13 protein-coding genes are annotated in these 17,079 nt (G+C 45.4%); 11 read left to right on the forward strand and 2 right to left on the reverse strand.

Going from position 1 to position 17,079, the window contains the following annotated elements; all coding sequences use genetic code 11:
• Positions 1-39: 39 nt before the first annotated feature.
• Positions 40-1,242: a mannose-6-phosphate isomerase, class I gene (gene manA / locus ACQEXU_RS14250; RefSeq protein WP_427011320.1), complete on the forward strand. Its 1,203-nt coding sequence runs from the start codon at positions 40-42 to the stop codon at positions 1,240-1,242.
• A 33-nt stretch (positions 1,243-1,275) separates the two neighbouring features.
• Here the strand turns inward: manA and ACQEXU_RS14255 are convergent, their stop codons facing one another.
• Positions 1,276-1,590, reverse strand: coding sequence for a DOPA 4,5-dioxygenase family protein (locus ACQEXU_RS14255; RefSeq protein ID WP_427011321.1), 315 nt, complete (start codon positions 1,588-1,590; stop codon positions 1,276-1,278).
• 528 nt (positions 1,591-2,118) lie between these two features.
• Here ACQEXU_RS14255 and pdhA point away from each other — a divergent pair.
• The 10 genes from pdhA to ACQEXU_RS14305 all read left to right on the forward strand — a co-directional run bounded on the left by pdhA (position 2,119) and on the right by ACQEXU_RS14305 (position 16,003).
• Positions 2,119-3,216, forward strand: coding sequence for a pyruvate dehydrogenase (acetyl-transferring) E1 component subunit alpha (pdhA, locus tag ACQEXU_RS14260; RefSeq protein ID WP_427011322.1), 1,098 nt, complete (start codon positions 2,119-2,121; stop codon positions 3,214-3,216).
• The gene (locus ACQEXU_RS14265; RefSeq protein ID WP_427011323.1) at positions 3,206-4,192 is read left to right on the forward strand and encodes an alpha-ketoacid dehydrogenase subunit beta; all 987 of its coding nucleotides are present in this window, start codon (positions 3,206-3,208) and stop codon (positions 4,190-4,192) included. Before pdhA ends, ACQEXU_RS14265 begins: the two co-directional genes overlap by 11 nt.
• On the forward strand, positions 4,189-5,331 hold the full coding sequence (locus ACQEXU_RS14270; protein ID WP_427011324.1) for a dihydrolipoamide acetyltransferase family protein: 1,143 nt from the start codon (positions 4,189-4,191) through the stop codon (positions 5,329-5,331). The genes ACQEXU_RS14265 and ACQEXU_RS14270 overlap by 4 nt, the downstream gene beginning before the upstream one ends.
• Before the next feature lie 456 nt (positions 5,332-5,787).
• Positions 5,788-7,881, forward strand: a complete 2,094-nt coding sequence (locus ACQEXU_RS14275; RefSeq protein WP_427011325.1) for a methyl-accepting chemotaxis protein — start codon at positions 5,788-5,790, stop codon at positions 7,879-7,881.
• A gap of 400 nt (positions 7,882-8,281) precedes the next feature.
• On the forward strand, positions 8,282-10,111 hold the full coding sequence (locus ACQEXU_RS14280; RefSeq protein WP_427011326.1) for a M4 family metallopeptidase: 1,830 nt from the start codon (positions 8,282-8,284) through the stop codon (positions 10,109-10,111).
• Between the two features lie 178 nt (positions 10,112-10,289).
• Positions 10,290-12,269, forward strand: a complete 1,980-nt coding sequence (locus tag ACQEXU_RS14285; RefSeq protein WP_427011327.1) for a U32 family peptidase — start codon at positions 10,290-10,292, stop codon at positions 12,267-12,269.
• Positions 12,270-12,353: 84 nt separating this feature from the next.
• Positions 12,354-12,632, forward strand: coding sequence for a nitrogen fixation protein NifW (locus ACQEXU_RS14290; RefSeq protein ID WP_427011389.1), 279 nt, complete (start codon positions 12,354-12,356; stop codon positions 12,630-12,632).
• 134 nt (positions 12,633-12,766) lie between these two features.
• Entirely contained in the window at positions 12,767-13,024 is a 258-nt protein-coding gene (locus ACQEXU_RS14295; protein WP_427011328.1) for a hypothetical protein, read from the forward strand.
• A 193-nt stretch (positions 13,025-13,217) separates the two neighbouring features.
• A complete protein-coding gene (locus ACQEXU_RS14300) occupies positions 13,218-14,837 on the forward strand; it encodes an endonuclease (protein ID WP_427011329.1) in 1,620 nt (539 codons plus the stop codon).
• Between the two features lie 167 nt (positions 14,838-15,004).
• On the forward strand, positions 15,005-16,003 hold the full coding sequence (locus ACQEXU_RS14305) for a 2-hydroxyacid dehydrogenase (RefSeq protein WP_427011330.1): 999 nt from the start codon (positions 15,005-15,007) through the stop codon (positions 16,001-16,003).
• 124 nt (positions 16,004-16,127) lie between these two features.
• Here the strand turns inward: ACQEXU_RS14305 and ACQEXU_RS14310 are convergent, their stop codons facing one another.
• On the reverse strand, positions 16,128-17,075 hold the full coding sequence (locus ACQEXU_RS14310) for an electron transfer flavoprotein subunit alpha/FixB family protein (RefSeq protein ID WP_427011331.1): 948 nt from the start codon (positions 17,073-17,075) through the stop codon (positions 16,128-16,130).
• Positions 17,076-17,079: the final 4 nt, after the last annotated feature.

The following is a 17,079-nucleotide window of genomic DNA, read 5'->3' on the forward strand; positions in this document are numbered from 1 at the left end:
GCTTAAGCCTGCCTTCGCATCACAAACTCAGAGAATTCCATGACTTGCACACGAACCACGCATCCGGTGTTCTATCCGATGACCAATGTTATTCAAAACTACGCTTGGGGCAGCACGTCTTCCCTTACACAGTTATTTGATGTACCAAATAGCGATAACCAACCTCAAGCTGAGATCTGGATGGGCGCACATCCAAACGGCTGCTCGACCATCGAGAGCGATGGAGAATTAACACTACTTTCAAGCTTGATCGCCAGCGATAAGACGTGTTTTTTAAATCCAGAAATCACAGAAAAATTTGGTGAGCTGCCCTACTTGTTTAAAGTGCTTGCGGCTGATAAAGCATTGTCGATCCAAGTCCATCCAAACAAGCAGCAAGCAGAACATGGCTTTCAATTAGAAGAACGGTTAGGAGTCGCGCTTAACGCCAGCAATCGAAACTATAAAGATCCAAACCATAAACCTGAGCTGGTTTATGCACTAACACCATATCAAGCAATGAATGGGTTCAGAGCCATCAAAGAAATCGTTAAACACTTTACAGCGCTTGATATCACCGTACTCGCGCCTTTAGTCAACGCACTCCAACAAAGCCCAGATGAACAAGGGTTAAAGCATTTTTTTAACGGTTTACTCTCACTGCCACATGAGCAAAAACAGAGCGCAACGGCAGCTCTCATGCAATATGCAGCACAACATGAAGAAGCACCTTTCCCACTGATTCTAGCGTTAGAAAAGCAATACCCCGGTGACATTGGCCTATTTGCGCCTTTACTACTCAATGTCATCACATTAGAGCCCGGTGAAGCTATGTTTCTTGATGCTGAAACACCGCATGCCTACATCAAAGGCACGGGACTGGAAATCATGGCAAACTCAGACAACGTCCTTCGTGCGGGTTTAACACCTAAATACATGGATGTGGATGAATTGGTTGCATGTACTCGCTTTGAAGAAAAGCCATTTGAACAATTACGCCTTCAACCAACCTCAGAGCATGGCATTGAAGAATACCCTATCCCAGTGGATGACTTTCGATTCGCCATCATCCGTGATTCGATACAACGGACGCTCCACCTAAATAGCGCGGAAATATTGCTCCCGATTGACGCCCCGATGGTATTAAATCATGCCAATGGTGAGCGATGTACCGTCGCTAAAGGGCAATCAGTATTCATCCCTGCTTGTACTGAGCACTACCAGCTGACATGTTCAGGACGAGTAGCACGAGCTTACTGCTAACATAAAAAATGGGCACTTAAGGTGCCCATTTTCTTATAACGTCTCTTCCAGTACGCCAAGCTCTCGACCTAGCCATACCGCTCGTTCAGTATGATCTAATAAGTGCTCTTCACTGACTGGATGGATCAACACACTCATTGTCCCCCGCTGCGCATCCAACCATTCGATCAGTTGGTGCTGATTGTTCGCAAAATGCAGTTCAAACATCGGCATTTTGTGGGGGCCAACTAGACGCGGAACTAAAGGAAACTGCGCCAGCACATCTTTTCGTTCCGCTTTGATTTTATCGTGCAACGCCTGCGCTTGATCCATATCTTTTAAAGCGAAATAAACATGGGCATGGAACATAAACTCTCCTTCATTCATTGTGATATGCGAAACAGTGTAACGTTTTTCATCTCGAACATAATCAAATAACGTCGATCAAGTTGTTCAAGTTTGTCTAATGATAACGTCATTTCAATATATAAAACCTATCAAGCGGGACAATTTTCCATATTCGGAACATATTTTTTTGCCCTCATAATCTTATGGATTCTTCCATTTTCTTAGCGATTCTTTTTGATTTTTAACAACTCAAATGGAGCAATGCCATACTTTTGACTGCTTTTCGTCAACTGTAAGAATTATTTTACTCGATACTAAAGCACAAAACAGGCACCTTTTAACATTTTGATTACAATTATTATATTGGGATATATCAAGATTCATCACTACATTACTAAATGTAACTAGCAATAAAGCGCGCCATAAGGGAGTTTTTCAGAATAGTATTTCAACCAGCACGCTTCATTCTTTAGTTTGATGAGCCTTTTTATCACGACGATCAACAGCAGTCGCCTTTGGTAGCTAAAGGCGAAGTGAAAGGAGCTTGAAATGAGTGTTCAGGCATTACCTATGCACCGGTTTATCGATCACCAAGGTCATGTCACCGGTTCTCTTCCATCATGGGCCGACCTAGAAACATTAAAGCAGTTTTACTGTGACATGTTGGTTGCCCGCACTTATGACAACAAGGCTGTAGCCCTTCAACGTACTGGAAAGCTTGGGACTTACCCCTCTCACTTAGGTGCTGAAGCTTTTGGAATCGCGATCGGACACGCACTCAATCCAGAAGATGTTTTTGTGCCCTATTACCGAGATATGCCAGCTATGTGGGTACGCGGTATTGGCATGGAGAAAAACCTTCAATATTGGGGCGGAGATGAACGCGGCAGTGACTTTTGTACTGAAAAAAGTCATAACGCAGTACGAGATTTGCCCTTCTGTGTACCCATTGCGACTCAGTGCACTCATGCCGTTGGCGTTGCAGCAGCACTAAAAATTGAAGGAAACCACAATGCAGCATTAGTCACTTGTGGCGATGGAGCAACTTCAAAAGGTGATTTTCTCGAATCACTGAACTGTGCAGGAGCTTGGAACATTCCTTTGGTATTCGTCGTCAACAATAACCAATGGGCCATTTCAGTCCCGCGTCGGTTGCAATGCGCCGCGGATTTACTCTCAGAGAAAGCCAAAGGAGCTGGAATTCCCGGCATCACCGTTGATGGAAATGATGTTGTCGCCATGTATGATGCCGTTTCGCAAGCATTAGATAATGCGAGAAAAGGCAAAGGGCCAACCTTGATCGAAGCCATCAGTTATCGCCTGAGTGACCATACCACCGCAGATGACGCCAGCCGTTATCGCAGTGATGATGAATTGAAACAAGCTTGGCAGTTCGAACCCGTCTCACGACTCAAACATTACTTAATCGCGAACCATGCTTGGTCGGAACAACAAGATGAAAAATGGTTACACCATGCAAAAAGCTTGGTTGAACAAGCTGTAGAGCACTATCTCAATTTGCCCCCACAAGCGCCTGAGAGCGCTTTTGATTTTCTCTATGAAACCCCACCGGTGGAATTAAATGCTCAGAGGGATCTTTTGATCAACAAAGCTATGCGAATGCAGGGAGGCAAACATGACCAATGAAATCACATTAGTCGAAGCCGTTAATCTCGCGCTGCATTATGAAATGAGCCATGACGATAATGTGCTAGTTCTGGGGGAAGATGTTGGCGATAACGGTGGCGTCTTCCGTGCAACGGTGGGATTAAAAGAGAAATTTGGCCTACGAAGAGTTATGGATACCCCACTTGCAGAAGCGTTAATCGGCGGTGTTGCGGTTGGTATGGCAAGCCAAGGGTTACGCCCTGTTGCTGAGTTTCAATTTCAAGGTTTTGTTTTCCCAGCACTTGAGCACTTAATGTGTCACGCGGCAAGGATTCGCAACCGTACAAGGGGGCGCCTAACCTGCCCCGCAGTGTTCCGTGCCCCATTTGGCGGCGGTATTCATGCACCCGAGCACCACTCTGAAAGTGTCGAGGCGCTATTTGCTCATGTTCCGGGTTTTAAAGTCGTCGTGCCCTCCTCACCACAACGCGCTTATGGCTTGCTATTGGCCGCGATTCGTAGCAATGATCCTGTGATGTTTTTCGAACCCAAACGTATCTACCGCACAGTGAAGTCCACCGTCTTCGACAACGGAGAAGCCCTGCCATTAGATACCTGTTTTACGCTACGTAAAGGGCGCGATTTAACTTTAGTTAGCTGGGGGGCATGCATCGTCGAATCATTACAAGCCGCTCAAACCCTGTCATCTCAAGGCATAGAAGCGGAAGTGATTGATCTTGCCAGCATCAAACCGATTGATATGGATACCATTTTCCGCTCGCTTGAAAAAACGGGTCGGTTATTGGTGGTTCATGAAGCAAGTAAGACCTGCGGTGTCGGTGCAGAAATCATTACCCGTACCGTAGAACACGCCATGTGCATGCTCAAAGCGCCACCAAAACGTGTTACCGGAATGGACACCATCATGCCTTATTATCGCAATGAAGATTATTTCATGATTCAGGAAGAAGATATCGTACTCGCGGCCAAAGAGCTGGTGGAGGGATGGAAATGAAGTCATTTATTTTACCCGATTTAGGCGAAGGACTTGCCGAATCCGAGATCGTCGAATGGCACGTCAACATTGGTGATCAGGTTGAAGTTGACCAGATTGTACTCACGGTTGAAACCGCCAAAGCGGTGGTGGAAGTCCCCGCCCCGTACAGTGGTAAAATTGTCAGCCGTCACGGTGAACAAGGAGACGTCATCAGCATTGGCAGCCTACTGCTTGAAATCGAAGAACTGGGTGAAACCGTTGTTCAACACGCAGAAAAGCAAACTGAAGATGCAGCGACTGTCGTTGGTAATGTATCTCAGCAAACCCATCAAGTTCAGGTTGACGATTACTGGGTTGGCAGTGTGCATAACCCATCCAGTGAAGGACCGCTGGTTGCCATGCCTTCCGCACGAATGTTAGCCAAAAAGCTTGGTGTTGATTTGCTAAAAGTGGTCGGTAGTGGCCCCAACGGACTGATTTTAGATGCTGATATTTACAGTGAAGCAGGCAAACAAATCCCGGGAACCGAAGTCCTTAAAGGCGCAAGACGCACCATGGCAGGTACTATGGCAGAGTCTCACCACAATGTCGCGGCGGTCACCATCACCGAAGAAGCGTTGCTTCACAAATGGGCTGAAGGCGAAGACATCTCTGGTCGGCTCATTCGCGCTGTCGTTCATGCTTGCCAACAAGAACCCGCTCTGAATGCGTGGTTTGATGCCGAAACCATGACTCGCTGCGTCCACAGCACAGTGAACATTGGCATTGCCGTAGACAGTGCTCATGGATTGTATGTACCCGTGCTACGCCATGCTGATGAGTTTGACCAAAACGGAATTCGCCAATGGCTGGATGATACAGTGAAGGGGATACGTAACCGCAAGATCGGGCGGGAGCAGTTACAACATGCCACCATTACCCTATCGAACTTTGGTGCCATCGCCGGAATTTATGCAACACCCGTCGTTTCACCACCACAAGTTGCCATTGTCGGCGCGGGTCGAATCATCGAAAAAGTCATTCTTGAACAGGGTCAGCCGATTGCGATTAAAGCGATGCCACTTTCGATCACATTTGATCATCGAGCATGCACTGGTGGTGAGGCAGCACGGTTCACCAAAGTGCTGGTTGAACATTTACAAATGCCAACACTTTAACAAACAAGAACAACCGACGCTTACTTTACATCCGCTCATTTTGGGGGTTCAAATAACTCAAATTGAGCGGAAATCGGGAAATAAGTCCGGTTTGAGCGCAATATAGTGCGTTAATTATTTGATCCAACTCATTAAATTAACATATTTTATTTGCCAATTTTTTGGCTCTCCGGCCACCACAAATCTGTAGCCTGCAAGCTCATAACACCCAATCTTTCGTTGTAAAGCAGCGCGTTATAAACACCAAACTTTTATATTAAGCCAATCTCATAGCGCCAAAAAACAAACACCCCACCTCGGCCATTAACAATCTAACTTAAGTTATTAATATTGCTTGTTTTATTTAAACAGTGCATTCAAATCTCACCTGTAGAATGAAGATTGGCTTGAGAAAGAATAACCACAATAAAGCCAAAACCTATTCACGCTAACACCTATATGAGGTTCGAAAAGCAAATGTTTAATAGTATTCGCACAAGAATAGCGGTGAGCGCCGGAGTCGCTATGTCTTTTACCTTGCTTATCGCTATGGGAATGACCACCAACGCCTTTACTAACGTTAACCAACAGATCTCACAAAGAGTTTCGGAACAACTGACTGAAGCCACCACTTCTCAACTACGCTCTACTGCTTCAGAACAAGGTAAAACCATCGCCAACGGCCTTTTCCCAGTTACCGGTAGCTTATCGCAATTACGTTCAATCATTGAACAGAGTGCCGTCGATCAAGCCGGCGCTCACGAGCTGGTGAATCAATTTGTTGCCGCTCTTAAATCCCAAGATGAAGCGGTTTTTGCGGGGTATATGGTCTTTGAACAAAAGACGTGGCCTGTTGAGAGTGAGCCCCTAGCTTCTGATGCATTTAATAAGCTTGGCTACCTTGCTCCCTTCTTTTCACCAAATAGCAACGGTGGTTTTGATGCAGTCGCCATGGACAGCTTTTCAAACACTGAGTTAAATGCCAATGGTGAGCGCAAAGACGATTGGCACTTAATGCCGTTTGAAACCGGACAAACCTTTGTGATGGAACCTTACATGTACCCTGTCAGAGGGAAACAGGAGCTCATCACCACCATCAGTCAGCCCATCAAGGTGAACAACCAAATCATCGGTTCATTGGGGTTTGATTTGGCGCTGACTGAACTGCAAGGTCAAAGTGAAAACATTGCCAAAGACCTCTTTGAAGGCGAAGGTAATGTGATCATCGCATCTTGGAAAGGCGCGACCTTAGCCAATGCTAAAAAAGGCGCAACGGTAGGTAAAAAAGTACCAGATGTTCTGTTTCAACAATGGAAAAAAATTCAAGGTTTGGCGACGCAATCTGACATTGGCATGATGACTCAAAATGGTCGCGAATACGCAGTTACCTCGGTTGATACCTCTGGTGCGCCATGGATCGTCATTGTTTCGGTACCCACTCATGTGCTGCAAAAAAGCATCTCTGAATTTAATGACTGGAATAGTGAAATCAACGCACAAGCGCTAAAACAAGGTGTTATCGGTGGGATAATTGCCATGGTTCTCGGTGTTGCGGTCATGGCCATCATCGCAACGTCACTAGGTAAGGTACTGATCAACTTAGTGGAACGATTTAAAGATGTTGCACAAGGTGACGGAGACCTCACCTACCGTCTTGAAGTAAAAGGCAAGGACGAAACAGCGCAGCTTTCTCACTGGTTCAACTCATTCCTTGCTCGCATGCAAGAAATGCTGAAAACCGCAAAAGAAACCGCAGTTCAAGTCGATGGCAGTGCAAAAGAAGGCCAAGTCAGTGCGAGTGTGTCTAAAGACAAACTGAATGATCAGTTAAATGAGGTCAATTCACTGGCAACGGCCATCAATGAAATGACAGCAGCGGCACAAGAAGTAGCAAATTCCGCCGTTCAAGCCGCAACCGCTGCAAGCCAAGTGCAAAGCAATAGCGTAAACGGTATGGATCGCATGGATAATGCAGCAAAAGCCGTTGATACCCTCGCAGCCCAGGTTTCTAATGCCCAGACCCAAACCCTTAGCCTTGCTGAGTCTAGCACCAGCATTCAGGGTATTTTGTCCGAGATTGGTGGTATTGCAGAACAAACTAACTTGCTGGCATTGAACGCCGCAATTGAAGCTGCACGCGCCGGAGAGGCAGGTCGCGGGTTTGCCGTCGTCGCCGATGAAGTCCGTAATCTGGCCAATCGCACACAGAGCTCGACAGAAGAAATTCGCTCGATGTTGGCGCGACTTGAGCAAGACACACAAAACATCGTCGAACTGATGGAACAGAGCCAGCAACAGGCGACAGACACTCGTGGTGAAGCGCAAGCTGCTCAAAGTGCATTGGTTGAAATAAACCAAGCAATTGAAGTGATCAACGACATGAACAACCAAATCGCCGCCGCCGCAGAAGAACAAAGCCTTGTAGCAGAAGAAATTAATCGTAATGTGGTGATCATCAATGACACAGCGGTAGACGTGATGGATACCATGACCACTTCAGTGAGCATCAGCCATCAGCTCTCTGGCCAAGCATCCGATCTGCATACTGAGCTGAATAAATTTAAGATTTAATGGATGAGCTTTCTAACAAAAACAGCGCCCACTGGCGCTGTTTTTATTTAAGGAACACAACAAGCACATATCGCATATAAATCAAACCGTTATAAAATAAATGCGATTAAAATCTCAATGAAATTATTGATATTTTTGCGTACATTTTTACAAGCATAAAAATATTATTAATCATTATCTGTTTGATTTTATTAGTACGAATCAACCTCATTTTCAAACTAATTAATGAACTCATCCCACATGATGTAACTATTTGTATACAGTGCAAACAAGCGAATTTAGATAAGAATTGGCGAGAGCGTTAATTGTCTTCCATTTTTTTCTTGCCAGCCACAAGTTGCTTGGCCTCTGATCAAAACATCAGATCAGAGAAGGAAAAATATAAACAGGATAGATAAAAATGAAACGCAAACAACGTCAAACCCTCTTATTCGCTACCATTGGAGCGATAAGTTCACTTTCAGTCACCGCTGCAGAAATGGTTCCTGTCAATGACAGCGCCGTATTAGAACAAGCACTCTCAACTCAGGCTCGCAGTCTGGTTCCTACGGAGAATGGTTTTCAAGCCGTAAAAACCGTAACGCTGCCAAACGGAAAAACCAAAGTTCGTTATCAACAAACCTACCTTGGACTCCCTGTCTTTGACACTGCCGTTGTCGCGACAGAAAGCCGAACAGGACTCAGTCACGTCTATGGCGCAATGGCACAAGGAATCGCAGCCGATGTTGCTTCCATTGTGCCACAAATCGATGCCAAGCAAGCGCTTGAGATAGCCAAGCAGAAACATCAAAAGAAACACTTTAAAGACAAAGCTTTTAACTCCGAAAACGAGAGCACCAAACTGATGGTTCGCCTCGATGAAAACAACAAGGCGCAAGTGGTGTATCTTGTCAGCTTTTTTGTTGCCGAAGATGAACCTTCCCGCCCCTTTATGTTTATTGACGCAAACACAGGCAAAGTTCTGCAAACGTGGGATGGCTTAAACCACGCGCAAGACACAGGGACAGGACCTGGCGGTAACGACAAAACAGGTCGATACGAGTTTGGCACTGACTACGCTGGTTTGGTCATTGATAAAGTGGGCACCACATGTACGATGGAGAACAGCGTTGTTAAAACCGTGGACTTAAACCACCGTACTTCCGGTTCCAAAGCCTTTAGCTATACCTGTAGTGGCGCTAGCAACTACAACGACCACAAAACGATCAATGGTGCTTATTCTCCCCTAAACGATGCACATTTCTTTGGAAAAGTCGTGTATGACATGTACAAGGACTGGATGAACACGGCCCCACTCACCTTTAAACTGACAATGCGAGTTCACTACGGCAACAGCTATGAGAATGCCTTTTGGGATGGCTCTGCCATGACGTTTGGTGACGGGGCTAACACCTTCTATCCATTAGTCGATATCAACGTGAGTGCTCACGAAGTCAGCCACGGCTTTACTGAGCAAAACTCAGGGCTTGTTTACAGCAACATGTCTGGCGGTATGAACGAAGCCTTTTCTGACATCGCAGGTGAAGCAGCTGAGTACTATATGAAAGGCAGTGTTGACTGGATTGTGGGCGCTGATATTTTCAAATCGAGCGGCGGGTTACGTTATTTTGAACAACCATCGCTGGATGGCAAATCCATCGATCATGCCTCGCAATATTATGATGGTTTGAACGTTCACTACTCTAGTGGTGTGTATAACCGCGCGTTTTATCTACTGGCTAATAAAGCGGGCTGGGATGTACGTAAAGGGTTTGAGGTCTTCACGCTCGCGAACCAACTTTACTGGACAGCAAATAGCACATTCGATGCGGGTGCATGTGGCGTAGTGAAAGCGGCAACAGATATGGGCTACAACGCAACTGATGTGGCAGACGCATTCAACCAAGTTGGCGTAAACGCCAGTTGTGGTACTCCACCATCGACTGGAAATGAATTGCAGAACAATGTCCCTGTGAGTGCTCTTTCAGGAAGCAAAGGAGATGAACTGTTCTATACCTTCACGGTTGATCGCAATGTCGCCGCTACTGTGTCTATCTCTGGCGGCTCAGGTGACGCCGATTTATACGTGAAAGCAGGTGCGAAGCCTACTACCAGCTCATGGGATTGTCGCCCATACCGTTATGGTAACAACGAGAGCTGCTCAGTGAGTGCAACCACGGGCACGACATATCATGTCATGCTGAAAGGTTATACCAACTTTTCGGACGTAACACTGAAACTCCAATATTAAGCTTCCCTTCCCCTTCTTTGGCACTCTTACGAGAGTGCCTTTTCTTTATTTCACCACACCTTAAGCTAGCGTTAAATTGATAGATATTTGATTCAGATTAATAAAGGTTGAACTAGATCACCAAAGCGGAACTGAAACCCGTAGAATGCGTGCCTATTTTATTGCTAGGTAGACTTCAGTGACACGAGAACAGTTTGAGTTATTGGCTCCGGGTGGCGATCTGGACTCCATTAAAGCGGCCATCGCTGCCGGTGCAGATGCCATTTATTGTGGTTTAGATCGTTTTAATGCCAGAAATCGCGCAACCAACTTAACCTTGGATAACTTAAATTCGGTGCTCGAGTTGACACATCAGCACCAATGCAAAATTTTTCTTACCCTGAACGTCTTGATCCTAGAAAGTGAAATCCCTGCGATTGTGCGTTTACTCAGTCAGCTAAGAACGACAAAAATCGACGGCGTCATCGTACAAGATTTAGGCCTTGCCTATATTCTCAAACACCATTTTCCTGAGTTAGATGTTCACGCTTCTACCCAGCTAAATACCCATAATGAAGGGCAAATACTGTTTCTAAATCAGTTGACGGCAAGCCGTGTTAATTTGTCCCGAGAATTGAATATCGATGAGATCCGCCATCTGGCTCAATTTGGCAAGCAGCATAACGTGTTGATGGAAGTGTTCGTACATGGTTCCTATTGCATCGGCTTTTCTGGTATTTGTTACATCAGCTCAGCTCGAAATGGTGCGTCGGGTAACCGAGGACGCTGTAGTCAGCCTTGCCGTGAACAGTATGAAACCACCAAAACGGGTCATCAATACCCATTAAACATGAAAGACAATTCTGCTTTTGGTGATCTTGAAGCGCTTGCCGATGCGGGCGTTTACTCACTCAAAGTCGAAGGACGGATCAAAAAATCCCATTACGTTTATACCGTGGTCGACAACTGGCGCAAACAGATTGATCGTTTATGCGATGGTGAGGCATTATCTTCTGACACCACCGAGCTCTACACTGTATTTAATCGCGACTTTTCTAACGCATTTTTGCAAGGAAACTATGGCAAATCGATGTACATCGATAACCCACGTGACCATGCTGTGAAACACTTTTCTAAGATCTATCAATGCCAAAGTACTGATGATGTTCAGCGGGTTAAAAAGCAGCTTTATGATGCCAAAACCGCCATTATTGAAACGGTGGCAGAAAAAACGCACGACTTTACATTAGAAACCGGGCAAACCAGTGCTAGCTTGAAAGGTACCATCGATATCCCTGCGCTCCCTGCCCTAGCAGACCACGACACAAACGATGAAACGACCCGCCTTTCCGTACTGATTTCGTCTATTGATGATCTACTTTTAGCTGAAAACGACATTGACCTCTATTACCAAATGCCGATGGGCCTCGCATCAGAGTGCGCTGAACTGGTCTCTGTTTTTAAAGCGAATCCACAACTCAAGCCGTGGTTTCCTGCCATATTGATTGGTGACGATTACCTTGCTGCGCGAGATTTTCTAGAACAAGTTAAGCCAACGCAGCTGATCACCAATAATTCTGGTATTGGCGTGATAGCCAATGAGCTTGGTTTAAACTGGGTTGCAGGCCCACAGATGAACACCACAAACTCCTATGCACTGAAGTGCTTGAATGAAGAGTTTCATGCCACTGGTGCATTCGTCTCTAATGAGCTGAATATGAAACAAATGCGCCATATTAAGCGTCCTGAGTCTATGCGCCTGTTTTATAGCGTCTATCACCCAAATACCTTACTCACCAGTCGTCAGTGTCTTTTCCAACAAACCGAAGGGTGTAAGAAAATTAAGGTCAACAAGGGGTGTTTAAAACGTTGTGATAAACGTACTTCGATCATAAATCTTAAAGATAACCCTTACGTCATCCAGAAACTCAGAGGCAGTCACAACGCTATCTACAGTGAACACAATGTGCTCAATCTCGATGTACTGACAGACTTGCCGAGCCTGTTTACCGACGTGATGATTGATTTGCGAGACATCCAAACCGAGACCAATGTGACCATCGACAAAACAACTTTAATCAAAGAGTTTTTGTCCTTGCTTGAAGGTAATTTAACGCCTACGTGCCTGCATCAATGCATTCAACCAACCGGAAATGCTCAATACCGCAAGGGATTGTAAGATTGAGACTATTGCGCCACATCAAGTTGTGTGGCGCAGTTGGCGATTAGACTAACTCTTCACCCAGCAAATACCTTACTTAGCATGAACCAGCCGAAACATATTCAAGAGATCATCGCTTCTTTTACCTCGATAGAGCAAGCTTTGGATTATTTTGAGATCAGCTTTGAACGTCGATTCATTGATGAATATCGTACTCAATTGGTCAAACGCTTTAATGGCTATTTGTTGTTAGAAAAACCGGATGATTGGTTCTCTGCACGAAGAGCATTGAAGAATGCCTATTGCAAAGTACAACGTAGTCGGCTCGATCGGCATACTCGTTCAGCATGCCGTGGTTGTACCTCGTGCCAGCGAAGATAAGCATCACGCCATAATTGTCCTGAATTGTCTTTGGTTAAAATAGCATCAACCAATTGAAATTAGAGTAAAAACTGTAGTCTCTAACCACCACCAGCTATAAAATGCCTGCGCTATGTTGTTTTAAATGAAACGCTATGAATAAAAGTCGTGTATTAGGCGTACTTGTTGCGCTTACTTCTGTTGTTGGCTTAATTTTTTTACTCTCTGCAGGTTCTCCTTTACCTGTAATTCAATGGCCAACTGAGGCCCTAAACGGGTTAGCCTTCTCTTTTGCATGGGGCTTTGGTTTATCTAAATATCTGGCATATTCCGTTTCTGTTCTGTTTTTTATTGTGATAGCCGTCGCTGGTTACTTCGTCGGAACCAAACTCGCTAAGTGCCCATTCTGTTAAACAAGCGAAATGGTGTTTACTCACAATGAAATGAAATCGATTGCATTTCATAACGACTGATCAATTGCGAGATATGCTGCATAAATCTATGAAATTTAATCCTTAGTTAACACTAAAATGAGAACTTCGTAACCATCATTAAACCAATTTAAGTCTATGGTATCTGGGATTTTGATATCAGATCGGAGGTTACATGAAAACAAAAACCAACACTCTGAGCATACTGACCCTACTCTGCTCTCCACTCGTACAAGCCGAGATTGTGAACGGTGACTTTGAACAATGGAATGGAAATAATCCATCCAATTGGACAATCATTGATTCAGGCATCGCCGTTACCCCTTCTAGCACCCAAATTAAAACCGGCGGACTCTCTGCAAAAGTTGCAGTCAATACAGCAAGCCAAAGCAGCACTGATTTATTGCAAACCATTAATGTTGAACAAGGAAAAAGCTATCCGTTCAACGTGTCGCTTTTCCATACCGAAGGTCACGTGAAAGCGCGCTTGGTTGTGGATGGTTATCAAGGCTATTCTGATCCCGCTAAAACGAACCAATGGCAAACCATCAGTTATACATACACAGCAAATAGCAATCAATCCATCCAAGTGGGCTTGCGTTTTTACGACACCGCTGGTTTTGACGGTTCAGAAGTCGTTTATGTCGACAACTTTCAGCCAACAAGTGGCTCTGATACCACACCACCAGTAGAACAATGCCAAGATCACTCCGTGACCTTAACCCTCACGACAGACCGTTACGCGGCAGAAACCAGTTGGACCCTGAAAGACAGCCAGTCCCAAACGCTGTTCTCTGGCAATGGTTACGACAATTCAACCACCATTACAAAAACCATGTGCCTTGCCGATGGTGACTATCAGTTCACCATTAACGACAGCTATGGCGATGGTATCTGCTGTAGCGCTGGAAATGGCACCTATACGCTAGCAACAGACCAGCAAACACTCGCCTCTGGCGGAGAGTTCCAATATAGCCAAACCACCGACTTTACCTTAGGTGATAGTGGCACCACGCCACCACCAACCGGAGATTATTATCAAGCTGCCGCAGGTAAAAACGGTTTTGAGCTAAAAACGGCATTACACAACATCATTAAAACGCATACCAGCCAAGGTTATTCTGCGGTTTGGAACCTAGTGAAAGAAGCCGATATCGACCGTTATTATGAAAATGATGGCTCCATTCTAGACGTTTACTCGGAGAAACCTTCAGGGGCAGATTCGGTATCGTTCACCAAAGTCACCAACCAATGTGGCCAATACAGCAAAGAAGGCGATTGCTACAACCGAGAACACTCATTCCCGAAAAGTTGGTTTGGTGGCAAAGTTGAACCGATGAATTCAGATGGCCATCACCTGTTTGCAACCGACGGCTACGTCAATGCCAAACGCAGCAACTGGCCATTTGGTGAAGTTGGCTCTAGCTCTTACGTATCCAGTAATGGTTCCAAACTTGGCTCTGCCAGTTCGCAGTTGGGATACAATGGCACCGTATTTGAACCGATTGATGAGTTCAAAGGAGACTTTGCCCGCGCCTACTTCTATATGGCAACCCGCTACGAAAATGTCATCGGTAATTGGCAAAACAACACAACAAACTCTGATGCGGTACTGAATGGCACGCGCACCACCGTATTCGAACCTTGGGTACTCAGCATGCTAAAACGCTGGCATCAAAACGATCCAGTCAGTGAAAAAGAACGCCAACGCAATCAAGCCGTGTTCGAGTTTCAGGGTAATCGAAATCCATTTGTCGACCACCCAGAATTCGTCGGTCAAATTTGGGGCAACTAGAACTGCATCTTATTGAATTAAAATGGTAATGAACAAGCGCACCTAACAGTGCGCTTGTTTCGTAAATACCCTCACAATACTTAGCGTTTTTATTTAGTGTGTTATGTGTCACATTTAGATGAGACAAATATGTATGACTAAATCTGCTCAGTCAGTGAGAGGTTACTATGCTCAATATTGCTTTCTTCAGTACAAAAAACTACGACGAAACCTCCTTCAACACCGCCAACACCAACCCCGAGGTTCAGTTCCACTTCCATGACTTCCGTCTCAACGAAAAAACGGCACAAATGGCAAAGGGAAGTGACGTTGTGTGTGCGTTCGTCAATGACAACCTATCCCGACCAGTGCTTGAAAAACTGGCTGGTTATGGTGTTAAGATCATCGCTATGCGCTGTGCTGGGTTTGATAAAGTCGATCTTGAAGCTGCCAAAGAACTTGGCCTCCAAGTCGTGCGCGTTCCCGCTTATTCGCCTGAAGCTGTCGCCGAACATACGGTCGGTATGATGATGTGCCTAAACCGTCGCTTGCATAAGGCGTATCAACGCACTAGAGACGCCAATTTCTCTTTAGATGGACTGGTTGGCTTTAACTTTTTTGGTAAAACCATTGGCGTAATTGGCTCTGGCAAAATTGGCATTGCAGCAATGCGTATTTTTAAAGGTCTTGGCATGAATATTCTCTGCTTTGACCCATATGAAAACCCACAAGCGATTGAACTGGGTGCAACGTATTGCTCTTTAGATACGTTATTCGCTCAGTCAGACATCATTTCTCTGCATTGTCCATTAACACCTGAGAACAAGCACTTACTCAACGAACAAGCGTTCAATCAAATGAAAGATGGTGTGATGATCATTAACACCAGCCGTGGGAAATTACTCGACTCGGCGGCGGCGATTGAAGCCTTGAAGAAAGGTAAGATCGGCGCATTAGGCTTAGATGTTTATGACAATGAGAAAGACTTGTTCTTCCAAGACAAGTCGAATGACATCATTGTCGACGACGTATTCCGCCGACTTTCAGCTTGCCATAATGTGCTGTTTACAGGCCACCAAGCTTTTCTGACTAATGAAGCACTACATAACATCGCAACCACAACGCTCGATAGTGTTGATAAGTTCTTTGCCGGCGAAACCTCCGGAAATGAACTGATTAAATTGTAATTGGAAAAGCCCTCACGTTTATCGTGAGGGCTTTGGTTTTAACTAGGCCAGTCAATCGCCGTTACGGAGTCACCACGCCAACCTGCGATCCAAACAGATCACGGCTCAATAACAGCTGACACACTTAAATGGCTTCGATTAACTCCGGAAGAATGTCAAACAAGTCACCGACTAGGCCATAGTCCGCTACCTGAAATATTGGGGCATCCAGATCGCTGTTGATTGCGACAATCACTTTTGAATCTTTCATCCCCGCCAAGTGTTGGATCGCGCCTGAAATACCCACTGCAATATACAGTTCTGGGGCAACAATTTTTCCCGTCTGACCAACTTGCAAGTCATTGGAGACAAAACCTGCATCGACCGCAGCACGAGAAGCCCCAATGGCTCCTCCTAACTTGTCTGCCAACTGCTCCACCATTACAAAGTTTTCTTTGCTGCCAAGCCCTCGTCCCCCTGACACCACCACTTTGGCCGCTGGTAGCTCAGGTCGCTCACTGGCAACTTTTTCTTGCGAGACTAACGTTGAAAGTGCATTTGGAAAAACGGGTTCTAGTCGCTGGATAGCACACACAGAGTTATCAGTTATCTTTTCCGCATCAAACGCAGAGCTTCTCACCGTAATCACTTTAATCACATCATTCGATTGCACTTGAGCAAGCGCATTTCCTGCATAAATCGGCCTTACCACCGTATCGGGGGATTCAATGGCAATCACATCTGATAGCTGACCCACATCCAGCATTGCTGCGACTCTTGGCAGCAAGTTCTTCCCTGTGGTGGTTGCCGCCGCCAAGATATGAGAATAGGTTTTGCCAAGTTCACTGACTAATTGCGATAGGTTTTCAGCAAGTTGAGGTTGGTAAACTTCATTCTCAACGAACAGAACCTGACAGATCCCCTCGATTTGACTCGCTTGCTTGGTGACATTTTCGCAATCACAACCGATAACCAGCAGGGATACAGCAAAGCCAATTTGTTTGGCAGCATTTAGAGTACACAAAGTATCCGTGGATAACGTTTGATGATCATGTTCAGCGACAACAAGCACCGCTTGATTTATCTCTTCCATGTCC

The organism is Vibrio sp. TRT 21S02 (assembly GCF_050113675.1).
Lineage (GTDB): Bacteria > Pseudomonadota > Gammaproteobacteria > Enterobacterales > Vibrionaceae > Vibrio.